Source organism: Pseudomonas sp. B21128 (assembly GCF_044218865.1).
Classification (GTDB): Bacteria; Pseudomonadota; Gammaproteobacteria; order Pseudomonadales; family Pseudomonadaceae; genus Aquipseudomonas; species Aquipseudomonas iridis.
Window position 1 is genome coordinate 5,745,140 of the sequence record NZ_CP162590.1, and the last position, 14,746, is coordinate 5,759,885.

Here is a 14,746-nt window from a genome sequence, read left to right on the forward strand (position 1 = left end):
CCTTCACCGACTACTTCGATTTCTGAGCAGGCTTGCGGCCCGTTTCTGTTTTCGCAGGCTCTTTATCGACCGTCGTTGTGGTGGTTTTCCCACCTTTGCGACCGGCTTCAGAAGCCTTCGTTCGATCGTTGGCGAAGTTTCCCGAGTTCGAGTTTCTTGAATTAGGCATGATTCTCTACCTCTTGGTATTGATCGTGGCGAGCAGGTGCCCGCCTAGATTGAGAATTTTCTGACCGGCAAAGGTTTAGAAAAATTGCCATCGCTGCGACGAACGGTGAATCCGCGGCGCGTAGATCAAGCCTTGTTCGGCATCAATCCCGGCAACGCATGCAGTAGCGCATTGATGGCGAAACCGATGAACATTACGCCGCACAACCGAGTGATGAGCAGTTCATGACGCTGATACACCGTGCGCACTCGCTGCGCGCCCACCACACCGATCAGAATCGCGTAGGCGAGCACTCCACCAAGGAAGCTCAGGGCGATCAGCGCGGGCAACATCGACCAGTTGAGCAGCTCGGCGCGGCTCGACAGCAGCGCGGTAAACGTCGCCACCGCCACCGGATAGGCTTTGGGATTGGTCAGGCCGAACAAAATGCCGTGCCAGAAGGGATTGCGCGCCGCGCCCTGCGGTTGATCATCACTGCGCCGTTGCGCACGCACTGCACGCCAACCGAGCCAGAACAGGTACAAGCCACTCAGTACGCCAAGTACATCAAACGCGGTGCTGCCGATTTCCCGCGCGCCGACAATCGCGATCAATGCAGTGCTGCACCACATCACATCGCCCAGCAAATGCCCGCAGAGAAACCCCGCGCCAGCACGCCGCCCATGCGCTGCGCCGATGCCGAACACCGCCAGCACACCGGGCCCGGGCGTGATGCCGTAAATGAAACCCGAGGCCAGCACGGCCATTAGCAACGATGGAGTCATGGGTTACCTGCAAACGCGTGAATACGTGGCGGCCAGTCTATATCAGCGAAAACGGTCTGATCACGGGACGTCGTAAAAGCGCATGCCGGCGTACGGTTTTTGCCGGCACGCCGCCAGCCGCGAAGCGAGATCGCCGACGTGAATTTCGAGCTGATGGCCGTCAGGATCGAGAAAGTAAAAAGAGGCACCTTCGCTACGGTTATCCCGCCATTCCTGAACGTCTGCCGCTTTTAGTCTCTGTACCAAAACCGGGAAATCCGCCGCGCTGAGGCTGAAGGCGTAGTGGGTGTAATCGCCGCACGCCTGGGCACTGCGTTTCGAATCAAGCGAAAGGCACAACCACAGCCCCGGCAGCGACAGATAGGCGCCGTTGTCCCACGTCGCTTCGACGCGCAACTGCAGCACATCGCGGTAAAACGCCAGGCTGCGATTCAGGTCGCTGACGGCAAGGGTCAGGTGGTTGAGGCCGGTGAGCATCGGTTCAGTAACCTCTGAGATCTTCAGGGACACCGTATTGTTGGCCGTCGTAGGTCAACGTGATCCGGGTTTTCTTCAGGTGAGTGGTTTTGGAAACGCACTCGTTGCCCGACTTGGCGTCGTTCATTTTGCTGGCGCGGGTGGTGATGATCAAATCGGCGAAACCATGATGACTCGATGAACCGATCTCGACACTCCTGCGGACCTCATTGGTATAGCCCTCGCAGTCGCTCATGAATTCACCGTTGTTTTTGTAGACCACCAAGCCTTCCAGAACCGGGCGCAGGTTGTTGCCTTCGCGGACGTACAACGCCAGATCGGTTTTTTCGTAGGGAATGGCATGGGAGCTGTGCACGAACTTCGAGCGCAGACCAAACGCGCGAACATTCGGCGCGAGTTGATAGCGCCCGGTATCAATGCGCAGGTCATCGAAGCGCACGGCATCAGAGTTGTAAGCACCTGGCTTGCGGAAAGTGGCGATAGGGTTGGCATTGCTGGCGTTGACGATCGACAGATCCAGATCGAACACCCCGGCATCGTCGCCGCCCGAGTCAGCCAGGTACGTGGACTTGACCGCGATCGCCTGACTCGGGAAGGCCGGCCAGACGACGCAGCGTGACATTGATTGGCCGTCGAAGGCCTTGGTGGTGCAGGCGGCCTGGGCTTGGGCGGTGATGGCCAGAATACCGAGGGCGATAAGGAGTCTGGTAGGGGTGAGCATGGTTCTTCCTTGATAAAAGTCGTGTTTCAGCGGGTGAATCAGAGCCCCTTGAGACCTGGTGGCAGGACGTAATTCTTTCCGTCGTAATGCAATGTTGTCAAAACCGGTTGGCGTACAGTCGTCTTGTCTTCACAAGTGTCGCCTTCAACCACACTTGTCGTGCCTTTTTCCTGGGTTTTGACGATTAAATCTGCATAGCCGTAGGCGCTTGTTTTAGCGATATCGACGGTTCTTGAAATTTCAAAACGCTGTCCAGCGCAGTTGTCATCCCACTCGCCTCCATACTCATAAACCACCAACTGACGCAGGACAGGACGCAACGTCGCGCCCTCCTTCACGTAGAGCGACAGTTGATGTTCCTCCACGGGGTTGAGACGAGAGCCGTTAGCGAGCGTTGCGCGAACACCAAAGGCTCGAAGTTCGGGAGCGAGTTTGTAGCGTGCCGTGTCGAGCGTCAGATCCTTCAAGTAGACGCCATCCATTACGAAAGCGGCGGCCTGGTGATAGGTCGCAATCGGAGTCGGTTGGCCATCCTGCAACACGGACACGTCCAGATCGTGGGTACCCAGCGCTTCGCTGGTACCGGGCGCAAACCGAGTCTTGGCGCTGAGGGTGAGCCCCGGGTAGGCCGGCCACTCCTTGCAGGCAGAGACATCCTCCCCCGCAACCGCTGGCGGCGTGCAAGCGGCAAACACCTGGCCCGCGCTCAACCACCCGCTCAACACCACACACCCGATCAATCCAGACTTCACTGTCACTTCCCGCTCCTTGCTTACGTTTCAGCCGCGCACTATCCCCTGCTCAATCCTGCGATTCAACCAATTCAACGCCTGATCGCCGCCCCGGCGCTTATGCCACGCGAGCACAAACGTGAACGGCGGTATCTCGAACGGTGGCGGCACGACGACAAGTTCGCGCGGGTCGATGTCCCGCAAGCCCCGTGACGACACCGTAAGAATCAGATCCGTACCGCTGATGAACTGTGGCGCGACGTTCCAGTGTGGCAGGCTGATGGCGACGCGGCGGCGCTCACGCAGGGACGTTAACGCGCGTTCAATTTCCGGCGTGCCGCTGCCCCGCATTTCCAGCAACACATGCGGGCGGGACAGATAGGTCGGCAGATCCAGAACGCCGTCGGCAGGCAAACTGGCGCGATCCAGCAGGCACACGTAGCGTTCTTCAAACAGCAGCGTGCTGCGCAATTCGTTGGGCATTTCCGGAAACACGCCAGCGGCCACGTCGATATCGCCGTTGAGCACCCCTTCCAGCATGCCTTCGCGACTGGCGTGGCTGATTTGCAAGTCGATGCCCGGCGCTTCGCGGCGCAGGGTGCGGATCAGCGTGGGCAGGATGATCGCCGCGCCGTAGTCGGACATCGCCACGCGAAAGGTCCGGCGCGCACTCGCCGGATCGAAGGTGTTGGGGGCCAACAGCGACTGCACCTGGGCCAGCGCTTCGGCCAACGGCGCGACCAGCTCCAGCGCCCGCGCGGTAGGAACAAGGCCAGAACCTGCGCGCACCAGCAATGGGTCACCCAGCACGTCACGCAATCGCGCCAGCGCATGGCTGACCGCCGGCTGGCTTAGGTGCAGGCGCTCGGCGGCGCGGGTGACGTGTTGCTCGCTGAGCAAGGCGTCGAGGATCACCAGCAGATTAAGGTCGATACGGCGCAGATCATTCATCTGGTGCATGTACTTGATGACAAAACGGAATTTAAATTTGCGTGACGAATAGCCTAGAGTCCAGCAAAACCTGTTGGAGGATGATCATGAGTACGTTGCAGTGGGCCGGCCTGCTCGCCTTGGCCGCTTTCGCCGGCGCCGTGGTGCCGTTTCAAAGTGCGATCAACAGCAATCTGGCGCGAGGGCTGGGGCATCCGCTGTGGGCGACATTGGCGTCGCTGCTGGTGAGTGTGCTGGTGTTGTTGCCTGTGATTCTGGCGTTGCGCTTGCCGTTGCCGTCAATGGCGTTCATCAGCAAGGCGCCATTGTGGATATGGGCCGGTGGCGCGTTCGGCGTGTGCTTTGTGGCGCTGGCGGTGATGCTGTTGCCCAAACTCGGCGCGTCGGGATTTGTCGCCCTGGCGTTGGCCGGACAGGTCATTGCCTCGATGGTGCTGGATCACTTCGGGCTGTTTGGCTTGATGGAAAAGCAACTGACATTGCCGCGAGTATCTGGCGCGTTGTTGCTGATTGCGGGGGTGGTGTTGATTCAGTGTGGTGGGGTTTTCGAGAGGAATGTAGCGATTGTTGGGTAGCCTGAGAACCCAATAGATTTGCAGTGCCTGCAAATCAGTCTTCGCGAGCAGGCTCGCTCCCACAATTGAAAGGCGATTCACTGTGGGAGCGAGCCTGCTCGCGAAGCGGCCGGTTTGACTGGGTCGAAATTATCAGGAAAGCACTGACCTCAAAACGCGTTGCGGAAAATCTCCTCAATCTGCCGCTGATCCGCCGCACGTGGATTGGTCAGCCCGCAAGCGTCTTTCAGGGCGTTGGTGGCGAGTACCGGAATGTCCGAGAGTTTCGCGCCCAGGTCCCGCAGGCCGCCCGGAATTTCCACGTCCCTGGCCAGACAACGGATCGCCGTGATCGCCGCCTGAGCCCCCTCTTCCGGGCTCAAACCGTGCACATCGGCACCCATGGCGTGGGCGACATCGGTGAGCCGGTCGGCACACACCAGCGCATTGAACGTCTGCACATGCGGCAGCAGCACGGCGTTGCAAACACCATGAGGCAAGTCGTAGTAACCGCCCAACTGGTGCGCCATCGCGTGCACGTAGCCCAGCGACGCATTGTTGAACGCCATGCCGGCGAGGAACTGCGCGTAGGCCATGTTCTCCCGTGCGGCGAGGTCGCTGCCGTCGCGCACGGCCAGACGCAGGTTGTTGCTGATCAGGGTCATGGCCTTCAGGGCGCAGGTGTCAGTGATCGGGTTCGCGGCGGTCGAGACGTAGGCTTCAATCGCGTGAGTCAGGGCGTCCATGCCAGTGGCAGCGGTCAGGCTTTTCGGCATCGCGACCATCAGCGCCGGGTCGTTGACCGACAGCAGCGGCGTGACGTTACGGTCGACGATGGCCATTTTCACGTGACGCGATTCGTCGGTGATGATGCAGAACCGGGTCATCTCGCTGGCGGTGCCGGCGGTGGTGTTGATGGCGATCAACGGCAATTGCGGCTTGCTCGATTGATCAACGCCTTCGTAATCGCGAATCTGCCCGCCATTGGTCGCACACAGCGCGATGCCCTTGGCGCAGTCGTGCGGCGATCCACCGCCCAGCGACACCACGAAATCACAACGACTTTCCTTGAGCAGGCCCAAACCGCACTCGACATTGGCGATGCTCGGGTTCGGTTTGGCGCCGTCGAAAATCACTGAATCGATGTCCTGCATCGCCAGTTTCTCGGCCACCATGGCCGCCACGCCAGCCTTGGCCAGCCCCACATCGGTGACAATCAGCGCCTTGCGAAAACCGTAGTTGCGGATCGCGACCATGGCTTCGTCGAGGCACCCATTGCCCATGATGTTGACCGCCGGAATGAAAAAGGTGCTGCTCATCGTGTGACTCCTGACTGGGGCCGAATCGACAGCTGCGATCCGACGGGTAGGCACAGGATCGACCGATCGGTCACGGCGTATGTTGATCTGGCTCAATGTCCGCTCGTGATAAAGTCACCGCCCATCAGCCCCTTTGTTTTGAGATGTGCCAAGTAATGAGCGATTTTCTGGATGTCGACGCCACCCTCGAAGACTGGAATACCCTGCGCGCTGCAACCGGCTTCAACGGTTTGCTGGTGGGCAACGGCGCCAGCCGGGCCGTTTGGGATGACTTCGGCTACGACTCGCTGTTCGAAAACGCCCGTACCGTGGAAGAAAAACCCCTGAGCGCGTCGGAACTGGCGGTGTTCGACGCGATGCAGACGCACAGCTTCGAGCAGGTCCTCAGCGCCCTCAAAACCACCAGCCGGGTGAACAAGGCGCTGGCCGTCAGCTCGGCCGCACCGCGCAACCGCTACTACGCGATCAAGGAAGCGTTGATCAACACCGTGCACGCCATTCACATTCCGTGGCGGCTGGTAAAGACCTCAACGCTCACCACGCTGAATGAAGAACTGGCGCGCTATCGCACGGTGTTCACCACCAATTACGATTTGCTCAACTACTGGGCGATTCAGCATCGCAGCGAGGCCATCGACGATCTGTTCAAAGGCGCCAACGCCAGTTTCGATATCAGCGAAACCGCTACGTCCAAACCGCGTTTGCTGTACCTGCACGGCGGTCTGCACCTGGTGCGCAATCAGGATGGCACCGCGCGCAAGCTGACCTCGACCGAGGGCACGCTGCTCGGCAGTTTTGCGATCAACAACACGATCAAGACGCTGGATGACGTGCCGCTGTTCGTCACCGAAGGGCCGAGCGCCGACAAGCTCAAGACCATTCGCAGCTCGGATTACCTGTCGTTCTGTTACGAGCAGTTATTGGGCCACAGCGACAGCCTGTGCATCTTCGGCCATGCCTTGGGCGAGCAGGACAGCCACATCGTCCGGGCCCTGCGTCTGGCGAAGCCTGCGGTCGTGGCGATCTCGATTTATCCGCGCAGCGCGGCGTTCGTTCAGCATCAGAAGCGCCACTACGCGAAAGTGTTTGAGGGGACGGGCGCGCAGTTGCGCTTTTTTGATGCGAAGACCCATGCATTGGGCAGTCCGAAGCTGTCGGTGCCCGTCGAGGTCTGATGTAGCAGGACTGACGCCTTCGCGAGCAGGATCGCTCTCACAGGGATTATGGTTGGATCTGATCGTGTGGTTTGACCCATGACACTGTGGGAGTAGGCTTGCCAGCCCCCCACAGTGATTTGTATTGGATTGGAAAGTGTAATCAGAGGACCGGCAGGGTCTTGTCCTTAATGGTCTTCGTCGGGCCATTGGCCTTGACGCTGGCAATGCCTTTGTCACAGGCCGCATCCGAGGAGTAGGCCTCGCTGCTGCCGATGACCTGATGATTGGCCGCTTTTAGATTGAAATACGGATGACCATCCTTGGTGGACTTTTTCTCGTAGCGTTCATCCAGCGTACTGTTGGTCTGCACTGACGCAATGCCGCCGTCGGCTGCTGCGCGGGTGGTGTAGAGCTCGCTGGTGAGAATGGTTTCGGCGTTGGCAGCCTTGAGTACAAACCTGAACTGGCCGTTGCTGCTTTTACTCACTTCGTACCATCCGGACATGCTCGTTTCTCCTTGGCGGTTGAGAGGTTTCGCGCTTCAGAGTAAAGACCAACCTCGGACGTCTGTCGCCTGTACTGGCGCCATCGCTGGCAAGCCAGCTCCCACAGGTTCTGTGTGCTGTACAAAGATTCTGAGTACGACCCGGACTCTGTGGGAGCTGGCTTGCGAGCGATGGCAGCGACTCGCTATGAGTTATTTCACCACCGCCCGCACCACCGACAATGGCGGCGAATCCAGCCGCCGCTGACTCAGATACCGCGTACAACTCACCCGCAAGAACGAAGCAAAATTGACCACCTCACCGCGGTAATCCATCACCTCTTCATACAGCTTGGCGATCAGTTGGTTGGTGGTCATGCCGTCGATCTCGGCGATGTCGCCGAGGATGTCCCAGAACTGATTCTCCAGGCGCAACGTCGTCACCACCCCGCGGATGCGCAGCGAGCGAGAGCGCGATTCATAGAGGATCGGGTCGGCCTTGACGTAGAGCTCGCACATGGACGAAACCTCGTTACAGGGTGATTTGGGTGCCCAGCAAACCGAGGAAACCGGCCAGCCAGTTCGGATGCGCCGGCCACGCCGGAGCAGTCGCCAGGTTGCCTTGCACGTGGCCGTCCGTCACCGGGATGTCGATGTACGTGCCGCCCGCCAGTCGCACTTCCGGCGCGCAGGCCGGATAGGCGCTGCACTCGCGGCCCTCAAGAATGCCCGCCGCTGCCAGCAGCTGCGCGCCATGGCACACCGCTGCAATCGGTTTGCCGGACTGGTCGAAGGCACGGACCAGATCCAGGACTTTTTCGTTCAGACGCAGGTATTCCGGAGCCCGACCGCCAGGGATCACCAGCGCGTCGTAATCGACCTCACTGGCACTGGCGAAATCGAAATTCAGCGCGAACAGGTGACCGGGTTTTTCGCTGTAGGTCTGGTCACCTTCGAAGTCATGGATCGCGGTGCGCACGGTCTGGCCCGCAGCCTTGTCCGGGCAGACCGCATGGACGGTGTGCCCGACCATTTGGAGGGCCTGGAACGGCACCATCACTTCGTAGTCTTCGACGTAATCGCCGACCAGCATCAGGATTTTTTTCGCGGCCATGGTGAGGACTCCTCTGGGCAATGCTTGGGAGTACTCAGGGTAGACCTTATCCGAAGGCTGAGGTAACAACCGGCTACTACCTGCAAGACCGCGTGATCGTGCTTCGCGAGCAGGCTCGCTCCCACAGAATCAGAGAAAGCCGTCAGCCTTCAGGAGCGTTTCCAGGCAGTGCTCGCTGATGTGGTAGAACGCCTTCAACTCCTGGATTTTCACCAGCAGCTGAGCCGGGTCCACCGGCTCGGCGCGTTTGACCGCCAGAATCATCTTGTTCTTGTTGGTGTGATCCAGCGAGATGAACTCGAACACTTTGGTCTCGTAACCACAGGCTTCAAGGAACAGCGCGCGCAGGCTGTCAGTGACCATTTCCGCCTGCTGACCGAGGTGCAAACCGTATTGCAGCATCGGCTTGAGCAGGGCCGGGCTCTGGATCTGCAGGCGGATCTGTTTGTGGCAGCACGGCGAGCACATGATGATCGACGCGCCCGAACGGATGCCGGTGTGGATCGCGTAGTCAGTAGCGATGTCGCAGGCATGCAGGGCGATCATCACGTCCAGTTCGCTCGGTGCCACGCTGCGCACGTCACCGCATTTGAACACCAGCCCCGGGTGATCCAGTTTGGCCGCCGCGGCGTTGCACAGGCTGACCATTTCTTCACGCAACTCGACGCCCGTGACTTCGCCCTCGGCGTTCAAGGTATTGCGCAGGTAGTCGTGGATGGCGAACGTCAGGTAGCCCTTGCCCGAACCGAAATCCGCGACCCGCACCGGTTTGTCCAGCGCCAGCGGTGACGATGTCAGGGCATGGCTGAAGACTTCGATGAACTTGTTGATCTGCTTCCACTTGCGCGACATCGCCGGGATCAGCTCGTGCTGGGCGTTGGTCACGCCCAGGTCCCTGAGAAACGGTCGGTTCAGGTCCAGAAAACGGTTTTTCTCGCGGTTGTGCTCGGCCGACGGTGCCTCACGCAATTGCTGAGGTTGGCTCTTGAACAGCGAACTCTTGCCCTTTTTGCTGTATTCGAGCTGAGCTTCGTCAGTCAGCGTCAGCAAGTGCGCATTTTTGAACGAGGCCGGCAGCAGCGCGGCAATGCTCGCAACGGCTTCGTTCAATGGCAGGTTCTTGGTGATGTCGCGGGTTTTGTAGCGATACACGAACGACAGGCAAGGCTGAGCTTTAACGGTCACCGGTTTGATGATGACGCGCTGCAAGTCCGCTTCTTCACCGACGTATTTGGCCAGCACCAGTTTGATGAAACCGTTCTGCTCGAGGCTGGTTTGCAGCAACTCGATGAACTGGGCGTGGTGGTCCGGCGCGGGATTGGCTGATGGCGCGGAGGGGGCGGTAACGGACATGAACAAGCGGCCTCGGACGGGCGAATCGGGAATGGCGGGTATTTTAGGGGGGATGGGGGTTGGGGACACGCTCTTATTTACCGAACGGTTTCAAATGAGGCCCTCACCTAAGCCCTCTCCCAGAGGTAGAGGGAACCGATTGGGGGATATTTGAGAAATTCACCGAGCTGAAAGACTGGCGCTGAATCCACAATCGACCCGATTCTTGCTTGGCAGTGAATCCACAATCGACCCGGTTTTTCCTCGGATCTGAATCCACAATCGACCCGATCTTTCAGGTCGATGCACAGCGACAGACACCTCGGTCGGCCCCCTCTCCCTCCGGGAGAGGGCTGGGGTGAGGGTTTGGATCTCAAGTCATCAAACTTGTCAGCCCAACACCACCAACCGGTTCGGCAACTCATTGCGCACCTGCGTCACCGGCACATGCACCTTGAGCAATTCCCCACACGCCTCGATACAAGTGACAAACCCCTCCAGCGTGCGCCCCTGCCGTACCTGCTCGGTAAACGCCGCGACAATCACATCCCAGCTGTCATTGCCCAACCGCTTCGAGATCCCCTCATCCACCAGAATCTCCACATAGCGCTCGGCCTCACAGACGAAAATCAGCATGCCGGTGCTGCCCACGGTGTGATGCAGGTTCTGTTCGAGAAACTGTCGCCGCGCCAGGTTCGATGCGCGCCAGTGGCGTACACGGCGTGGCACCAGATGTGTAGTGATCTTCGGCAGGCGAAACAGCAGGCACAGCACAATGAACAGGCCCCACTGCACCAGCAACAGGCTGCGCAGGGTCAGCCAGCCGGTCAGGTAATGCACGACGCCCGGCACCACCAGCGCCAGCAGGCTGGCCCATAGCAGCGGGATGTACGCGTAGTCATCGGCGCGAGCCGCCAGCACTGTCACCAGTTCGGCGTCGGTGTCGCGCTCGACCCGTGCGATCGCCTCGGCGACTTTGCGTTGTTCGTGTTCAGTCAGTAATGCCATGTCAAAAAGTGCCTGCTCATTATTCTTTTAATGTCACCAGCCGCCGGACGAACCACCGCCGCCGAAACTGCCCCCGCCGCCGCTGAAGCCTCCACCGCCACCGCCGCCTCCGAATCCGCCGCCTCCGCCAAAACCTCCCCCGCCACCGGAGCCGCCACGGCCGGTGGGCAGGATACCGAGCATCTGGCAGACAAACACCGTCAGGATGAACAACATCACCAGAAAAACGAACAACGTCGGGTGGCGCGAGATGAAATCGCTCTGCGGGTCCCCGCTGGACTCATACACCGTCGACGGTTCGTCCAGCGGATTGCCGCCGAGCACGACCAGCATCGCCGCCACACCATCGCTGATGCCCTTGCTGAAATTGCCGGACTTGAACGCCGGCGTGATGACTTGATGGATGATCACCGAGGTTTGCGCATCGGTCAGCCGGTCTTCCAGGCCATAACCGACTTCGATGCGCAACTTGCGCTCGTCACGGGCAACGATCAGCAGCGCGCCGTTGTTCTTGTCCTTCTGCCCAATGGCCCAATGGCGGCCGAGCTGGACGCCAAAATCCTCGATGGTGGTGCCTTGCAGATCGGGCAGCGTGACCACGACCAATTGCTCACCGCTCGCCTGTTCGTGGGCCTGCAACTGTTGGCTCAATTGCGCGCGCACCGATGGCTCGATCATCTGCGCCTCGTCCACCACGCGCCCGCTCAGCGCCGGGAACGTCAACTCGGCCCGGGCGCTGACGGCGAACATCCACAGCATCAGCACCAGGCCTATTTTCAACACACGCATGGGCAACCTCGAATCAGAACTTCACTTCCGGGGCCTTTTCCGCACCAGGCGTGGTGGCTTCGAAGGTTTCGCGCATCGGCAGATCGCTGTACATCACGCTGTGCCAGAGGCGACCGGGAAAGGTGCGGATCTCGGTGTTGTACTTCTGCACCGCCAGAATGAAATCGCGTCGCGCCACGGCGATGCGGTTTTCCGTGCCTTCGAGCTGCGATTGCAGGGCGAGGAAGTTCTGATTGGCCTTCAGATCCGGATAACGCTCGGACACCACCATCAAACGGCTCAATGCGCCGCTCAACTGATCCTGCGCCTGCTGGTACTGCTTGAGCTTCTCGGGATTGTCGAGGGTACTGGCATCAACCTGAATCGACGTGGCTTTCGCCCGGGCTTCGATCACTGCGGTCAGGGTTTCCTTTTCGTGGGCGGCGTAGCCCTTCACCGTTTCGACCAGATTGGGGATCAGGTCAGCGCGGCGCTGGTACTGGTTCTGCACCTGCCCCCACGCGGCCTTGGCCTGTTCGTCGAGGGTCGGGATGTTGTTGATGCCACACGCGGTCAGCAACGTCGCCAGCATCAACAACGTGGCGACCTGCAAACGCGAGCGATAGGTTGGACTTACATTCATTGCAGTGATGCTCCCTGACACATTTCATTAAAAAGCCGAGCGCGAAACCTTCTCAGCCGGTGGTTGGGGCATAATCGGCCGCGCCACTGGATTGCGACCGGTCAATGGGCTAAAAAGTGCCTGCGCGGTCGAGTTGCCTGCGGTCAACGGTGTTTTTTTTGGCTTGGCGTTTTTGAGCCCGCACCCGAACAACAATAGTCGCTCCCTAAATTTTGGCTGGCCGGCATTGCATTGCCGTTTGCGCCCTTGAGAAAAATATTCATGAAGAAGCTGTGTTTGCTGGGCCTGTTCATCAGTCTGGCCAGTCATCAAGTATTGGCCGCTGAGACCTCGGTACCTCTGGAAAACAAGGACGCCTTCATCAGCAACCTGATGAAGCAAATGACCCTCGACGAAAAGATCGGCCAGTTGCGCCTGATCAGCATCGGCCCGGAAATGCCCCGCGAGCTGATCCGCAAGGAGATCGCCAGCGGCAACATCGGCGGCACGTTCAACTCGATCACCCGCGCGGAAAACCGTCCGATGCAGGACGCTGCCATGCGCAGTCGCCTGAAGATTCCGATGTTTTTCGCGTATGACGTGATCCACGGTCACCGGACGATTTTCCCGATTCCGCTGGCCCTGGCTTCGAGCTGGGACATGGACGCCATCGGTCGCTCCGGGCGCGTTGCTGCCAAAGAGGCCGCTGCCGACAGTCTCGATCTCACCTTCGCGCCGATGGTCGACATCTCCCGCGACCCGCGCTGGGGCCGTAGTTCCGAAGGTTTCGGTGAAGACACCTACCTCACTTCGCGCATCGCCAAAGTCATGGTCAAGGCCTATCAGGGCGATGCCCCGAACACGGCCGACAGCATCATGGCCAGCGTCAAGCACTTTGCCTTGTACGGCGCGGTCGAGGGCGGTCGCGACTACAACACCGTCGACATGAGCCCGGTGAAGATGTACCAGGATTACCTGCCGCCGTACCGCGCCGCGATCGATGCCGGCGCCGGCGGCGTGATGGTGGCGTTGAATTCGATCAACGGCATTCCGGCCACCGCTGACACGTGGCTGATGAACGACCTGTTGCGCAGGGACTGGGGCTTCAAGGGCCTGGCGGTCAGCGACCATGGCGCGATCTTTGAACTGATCAAGCACGGTGTGGCTCGCGACGGTCGCGAAGCGGCGAAACTGGCGATCAAGGCCGGCATCGACATGAGCATGAACGACACCCTGTACGGAAAAGAGCTGCCAGGGCTGCTCAAATCCGGCGAGATCGAACAGAAACACATCGACAACGCTGTGCGTGAAGTCCTTGCGGCCAAGTACGACATGGGCCTGTTCAAGGACCCGTACCTGCGCATCGGCAAGGCTGAAGATGATCCGGCCGACACCTACGCCGAAAGCCGCCTGCACCGCGCCGAGGCCCGTGACGTCGCGCGTCGCAGCCTGGTGCTGCTGAAGAACCAGAACGAAACCCTGCCACTGAAGAAGAGTGCAAAAATCGCGCTGGTCGGCCCGCTGGCCAAGGCGCCGATCGACATGATGGGCAGTTGGGCTGCCGCCGGTCGTCCGGCGCAATCGGTGACCCTGTTCGACGGCATGAACGCACTGGTCGGCGACAAATCGAACCTGATCTACGCCCGTGGCGCGAACATCACCAGCGACAAGAAGGTGCTCGATTACCTGAACTTCCTCAACTTCGATGCGCCGGAAGTGGTTGATGATCCGCGCCCGGCCAATGTGCTTATCGACGAAGCGGTAAAAGCCGCCAAGGATGCCGACGTGATCGTCGCAGCCGTAGGCGAGTCCCGTGGCATGTCCCACGAGTCTTCCAGCCGCACCGACCTGAACATCCCGCAAACACAGCGCGAGCTGATCCGCGCGCTGAAAGCCACCGGCAAGCCGTTGGTGCTGGTCTTGATGAACGGCCGCCCACTGACCATTCTCGAAGAGAACCAGTCGGCCGATGCGATTCTGGAAACCTGGTTCAGCGGCACCGAGGGCGGCAACGCCATCGCTGACGTACTGTTCGGCGACTACAACCCGTCGGGCAAACTGCCGGTGACCTTCCCACGCTCCGTTGGGCAGATTCCGACCTACTACAACCACCTCAGCATTGGCCGGCCGTTCACACCGGGCAAACCGGGCAACTACACCTCGCAGTATTTCGATGACACGACGGGGCCACTGTTCCCCTTCGGCTACGGTTTGAGCTACACCGATTTCAGCCTGAGCGATATGGCGCTGTCCTCGACCACCCTGAACGCCAGCGGCAAGCTCGACGCCAGCGTCATGGTGAAGAACACCGGCAAGCGTGACGGCGAAACCGTGGTGCAGCTGTACATTCAGGACGTGACCGGTTCGATGATTCGCCCGGTGAAAGAACTGAAGAACTTCCAGAAAATCATGCTTAAGGCTGGCGAACAGAAAGTCGTGCACTTCACCATCACCGAGGAGGAGCTGAAGTTCTACAACGCCCAACTCAAGTACGCCGCCGAGCCCGGCAAGTTCAACGTGCAGATCGGTCTGAACTCCCAGGATGTGACGCAGCAGAGCTTTGAGTTGCTGTAAC

The 14,746-nt window shown here is 59.8% G+C and carries 17 protein-coding genes; 3 read left to right on the forward strand and 14 right to left on the reverse strand.

Annotated elements, in window-relative coordinates; all coding sequences use genetic code 11:
* Positions 1 to 10 precede the first annotated feature (10 nt).
* From AB4P91_RS25940 to AB4P91_RS25965, 6 genes are all read right to left on the reverse strand, one after another.
* Complete coding sequence (locus tag AB4P91_RS25940) at positions 11 to 169, reverse strand: KGG domain-containing protein (protein WP_080762009.1); 159 nt, start codon at positions 167 to 169, stop codon at positions 11 to 13.
* A 125-nt stretch (positions 170 to 294) separates the two neighbouring features.
* Positions 295 to 933, reverse strand: a complete 639-nt coding sequence (locus tag AB4P91_RS25945) for a LysE family translocator (RefSeq protein WP_395603979.1) — start codon at positions 931 to 933, stop codon at positions 295 to 297.
* Between the two features lie 60 nt (positions 934 to 993).
* Positions 994 to 1,410, reverse strand: a complete 417-nt coding sequence (fos, locus tag AB4P91_RS25950) for a fosfomycin resistance glutathione transferase (RefSeq protein ID WP_150687803.1) — start codon at positions 1,408 to 1,410, stop codon at positions 994 to 996.
* A gap of 4 nt (positions 1,411 to 1,414) precedes the next feature.
* Positions 1,415 to 2,131, reverse strand: a complete 717-nt coding sequence (locus tag AB4P91_RS25955) for a hypothetical protein (RefSeq protein WP_395603980.1) — start codon at positions 2,129 to 2,131, stop codon at positions 1,415 to 1,417.
* Between the two features lie 38 nt (positions 2,132 to 2,169).
* Entirely contained in the window at positions 2,170 to 2,889 is a 720-nt protein-coding gene (locus AB4P91_RS25960; RefSeq protein ID WP_395603981.1) for a hypothetical protein, read from the reverse strand.
* Positions 2,890 to 2,910: 21 nt separating this feature from the next.
* On the reverse strand, positions 2,911 to 3,822 hold the full coding sequence (locus AB4P91_RS25965) for a LysR substrate-binding domain-containing protein (RefSeq protein WP_395603982.1): 912 nt from the start codon (positions 3,820 to 3,822) through the stop codon (positions 2,911 to 2,913).
* A 77-nt stretch (positions 3,823 to 3,899) separates the two neighbouring features.
* On the opposite strand from AB4P91_RS25965, the gene AB4P91_RS25970 reads away from it, so the two are divergent.
* On the forward strand, positions 3,900 to 4,388 hold the full coding sequence (locus AB4P91_RS25970; protein ID WP_150594402.1) for a DMT family transporter: 489 nt from the start codon (positions 3,900 to 3,902) through the stop codon (positions 4,386 to 4,388).
* Positions 4,389 to 4,537: 149 nt separating this feature from the next.
* Here AB4P91_RS25970 and yiaY read toward each other — a convergent pair whose 3' ends face one another.
* Positions 4,538 to 5,686 carry an L-threonine dehydrogenase gene (gene yiaY / locus AB4P91_RS25975; RefSeq protein WP_150594403.1) on the reverse strand — a complete coding sequence of 383 codons (1,149 nt, stop codon included), beginning with the start codon at positions 5,684 to 5,686 and terminating at the stop codon, positions 4,538 to 4,540.
* Between the two features lie 155 nt (positions 5,687 to 5,841).
* Between yiaY and AB4P91_RS25980 the strand changes: the two genes are divergently transcribed.
* Positions 5,842 to 6,861, forward strand: a complete 1,020-nt coding sequence (locus AB4P91_RS25980) for a DUF4917 family protein (RefSeq protein WP_150687799.1) — start codon at positions 5,842 to 5,844, stop codon at positions 6,859 to 6,861.
* Between the two features lie 142 nt (positions 6,862 to 7,003).
* Here AB4P91_RS25980 and AB4P91_RS25985 read toward each other — a convergent pair whose 3' ends face one another.
* The 7 genes from AB4P91_RS25985 to AB4P91_RS26015 form a co-directional block, all read right to left on the reverse strand.
* On the reverse strand, positions 7,004 to 7,348 hold the full coding sequence (locus AB4P91_RS25985; RefSeq protein ID WP_150594405.1) for a YegP family protein: 345 nt from the start codon (positions 7,346 to 7,348) through the stop codon (positions 7,004 to 7,006).
* Positions 7,349 to 7,540: 192 nt separating this feature from the next.
* Entirely contained in the window at positions 7,541 to 7,846 is a 306-nt protein-coding gene (locus AB4P91_RS25990; RefSeq protein WP_395603983.1) for a ribbon-helix-helix domain-containing protein, read from the reverse strand.
* Positions 7,847 to 7,859: 13 nt separating this feature from the next.
* Positions 7,860 to 8,441, reverse strand: a complete 582-nt coding sequence (locus AB4P91_RS25995; RefSeq protein ID WP_395603984.1) for a DJ-1/PfpI family protein — start codon at positions 8,439 to 8,441, stop codon at positions 7,860 to 7,862.
* Positions 8,442 to 8,570: 129 nt separating this feature from the next.
* Entirely contained in the window at positions 8,571 to 9,794 is a 1,224-nt protein-coding gene (locus AB4P91_RS26000) for a class I SAM-dependent methyltransferase (RefSeq protein ID WP_395603985.1), read from the reverse strand.
* A 369-nt stretch (positions 9,795 to 10,163) separates the two neighbouring features.
* Positions 10,164 to 10,781, reverse strand: coding sequence for a TPM domain-containing protein (locus tag AB4P91_RS26005; RefSeq protein WP_150594409.1), 618 nt, complete (start codon positions 10,779 to 10,781; stop codon positions 10,164 to 10,166).
* Between the two features lie 33 nt (positions 10,782 to 10,814).
* Positions 10,815 to 11,570, reverse strand: a complete 756-nt coding sequence (locus AB4P91_RS26010) for a YgcG family protein (RefSeq protein ID WP_150687797.1) — start codon at positions 11,568 to 11,570, stop codon at positions 10,815 to 10,817.
* A 13-nt stretch (positions 11,571 to 11,583) separates the two neighbouring features.
* The gene (locus AB4P91_RS26015) at positions 11,584 to 12,192 is read right to left on the reverse strand and encodes a LemA family protein (protein ID WP_115147656.1); all 609 of its coding nucleotides are present in this window, start codon (positions 12,190 to 12,192) and stop codon (positions 11,584 to 11,586) included.
* 261 nt (positions 12,193 to 12,453) lie between these two features.
* Between AB4P91_RS26015 and bglX the strand changes: the two genes are divergently transcribed.
* Positions 12,454 to 14,745, forward strand: coding sequence for a beta-glucosidase BglX (gene bglX / locus AB4P91_RS26020; RefSeq protein ID WP_395603986.1), 2,292 nt, complete (start codon positions 12,454 to 12,456; stop codon positions 14,743 to 14,745).
* Position 14,746: the final 1 nt, after the last annotated feature.

Coding starts and splice junctions, on each gene's coding strand:
- bglX (WP_395603986.1), top strand. CDS start 12,454: ATGAAGAAGCTGTGTTTGCTGGGCCTGTTCATCAGTCTGGCCAGTCAT.
- AB4P91_RS26015 (WP_115147656.1), bottom strand. CDS start 12,192: ATGAATGTAAGTCCAACCTATCGCTCGCGTTTGCAGGTCGCCACGTTG.
- AB4P91_RS26000 (WP_395603985.1), bottom strand. CDS start 9,794: ATGTCCGTTACCGCCCCCTCCGCGCCATCAGCCAATCCCGCGCCGGAC.
- AB4P91_RS25965 (WP_395603982.1), bottom strand. CDS start 3,822: ATGCACCAGATGAATGATCTGCGCCGTATCGACCTTAATCTGCTGGTG.
- AB4P91_RS25940 (WP_080762009.1), bottom strand. CDS start 169: ATGCCTAATTCAAGAAACTCGAACTCGGGAAACTTCGCCAACGATCGA.
- fos (WP_150687803.1), bottom strand. CDS start 1,410: ATGCTCACCGGCCTCAACCACCTGACCCTTGCCGTCAGCGACCTGAAT.
- AB4P91_RS26010 (WP_150687797.1), bottom strand. CDS start 11,570: ATGCGTGTGTTGAAAATAGGCCTGGTGCTGATGCTGTGGATGTTCGCC.
- AB4P91_RS25995 (WP_395603984.1), bottom strand. CDS start 8,441: ATGGCCGCGAAAAAAATCCTGATGCTGGTCGGCGATTACGTCGAAGAC.
- AB4P91_RS25990 (WP_395603983.1), bottom strand. CDS start 7,846: ATGTGCGAGCTCTACGTCAAGGCCGACCCGATCCTCTATGAATCGCGC.
- yiaY (WP_150594403.1), bottom strand. CDS start 5,686: ATGAGCAGCACCTTTTTCATTCCGGCGGTCAACATCATGGGCAATGGG.
- AB4P91_RS26005 (WP_150594409.1), bottom strand. CDS start 10,781: ATGGCATTACTGACTGAACACGAACAACGCAAAGTCGCCGAGGCGATC.
- AB4P91_RS25955 (WP_395603980.1), bottom strand. CDS start 2,131: ATGCTCACCCCTACCAGACTCCTTATCGCCCTCGGTATTCTGGCCATC.
- AB4P91_RS25970 (WP_150594402.1), top strand. CDS start 3,900: ATGAGTACGTTGCAGTGGGCCGGCCTGCTCGCCTTGGCCGCTTTCGCC.
- AB4P91_RS25945 (WP_395603979.1), bottom strand. CDS start 933: ATGACTCCATCGTTGCTAATGGCCGTGCTGGCCTCGGGTTTCATTTAC.
- AB4P91_RS25980 (WP_150687799.1), top strand. CDS start 5,842: ATGAGCGATTTTCTGGATGTCGACGCCACCCTCGAAGACTGGAATACC.
- AB4P91_RS25985 (WP_150594405.1), bottom strand. CDS start 7,348: ATGTCCGGATGGTACGAAGTGAGTAAAAGCAGCAACGGCCAGTTCAGG.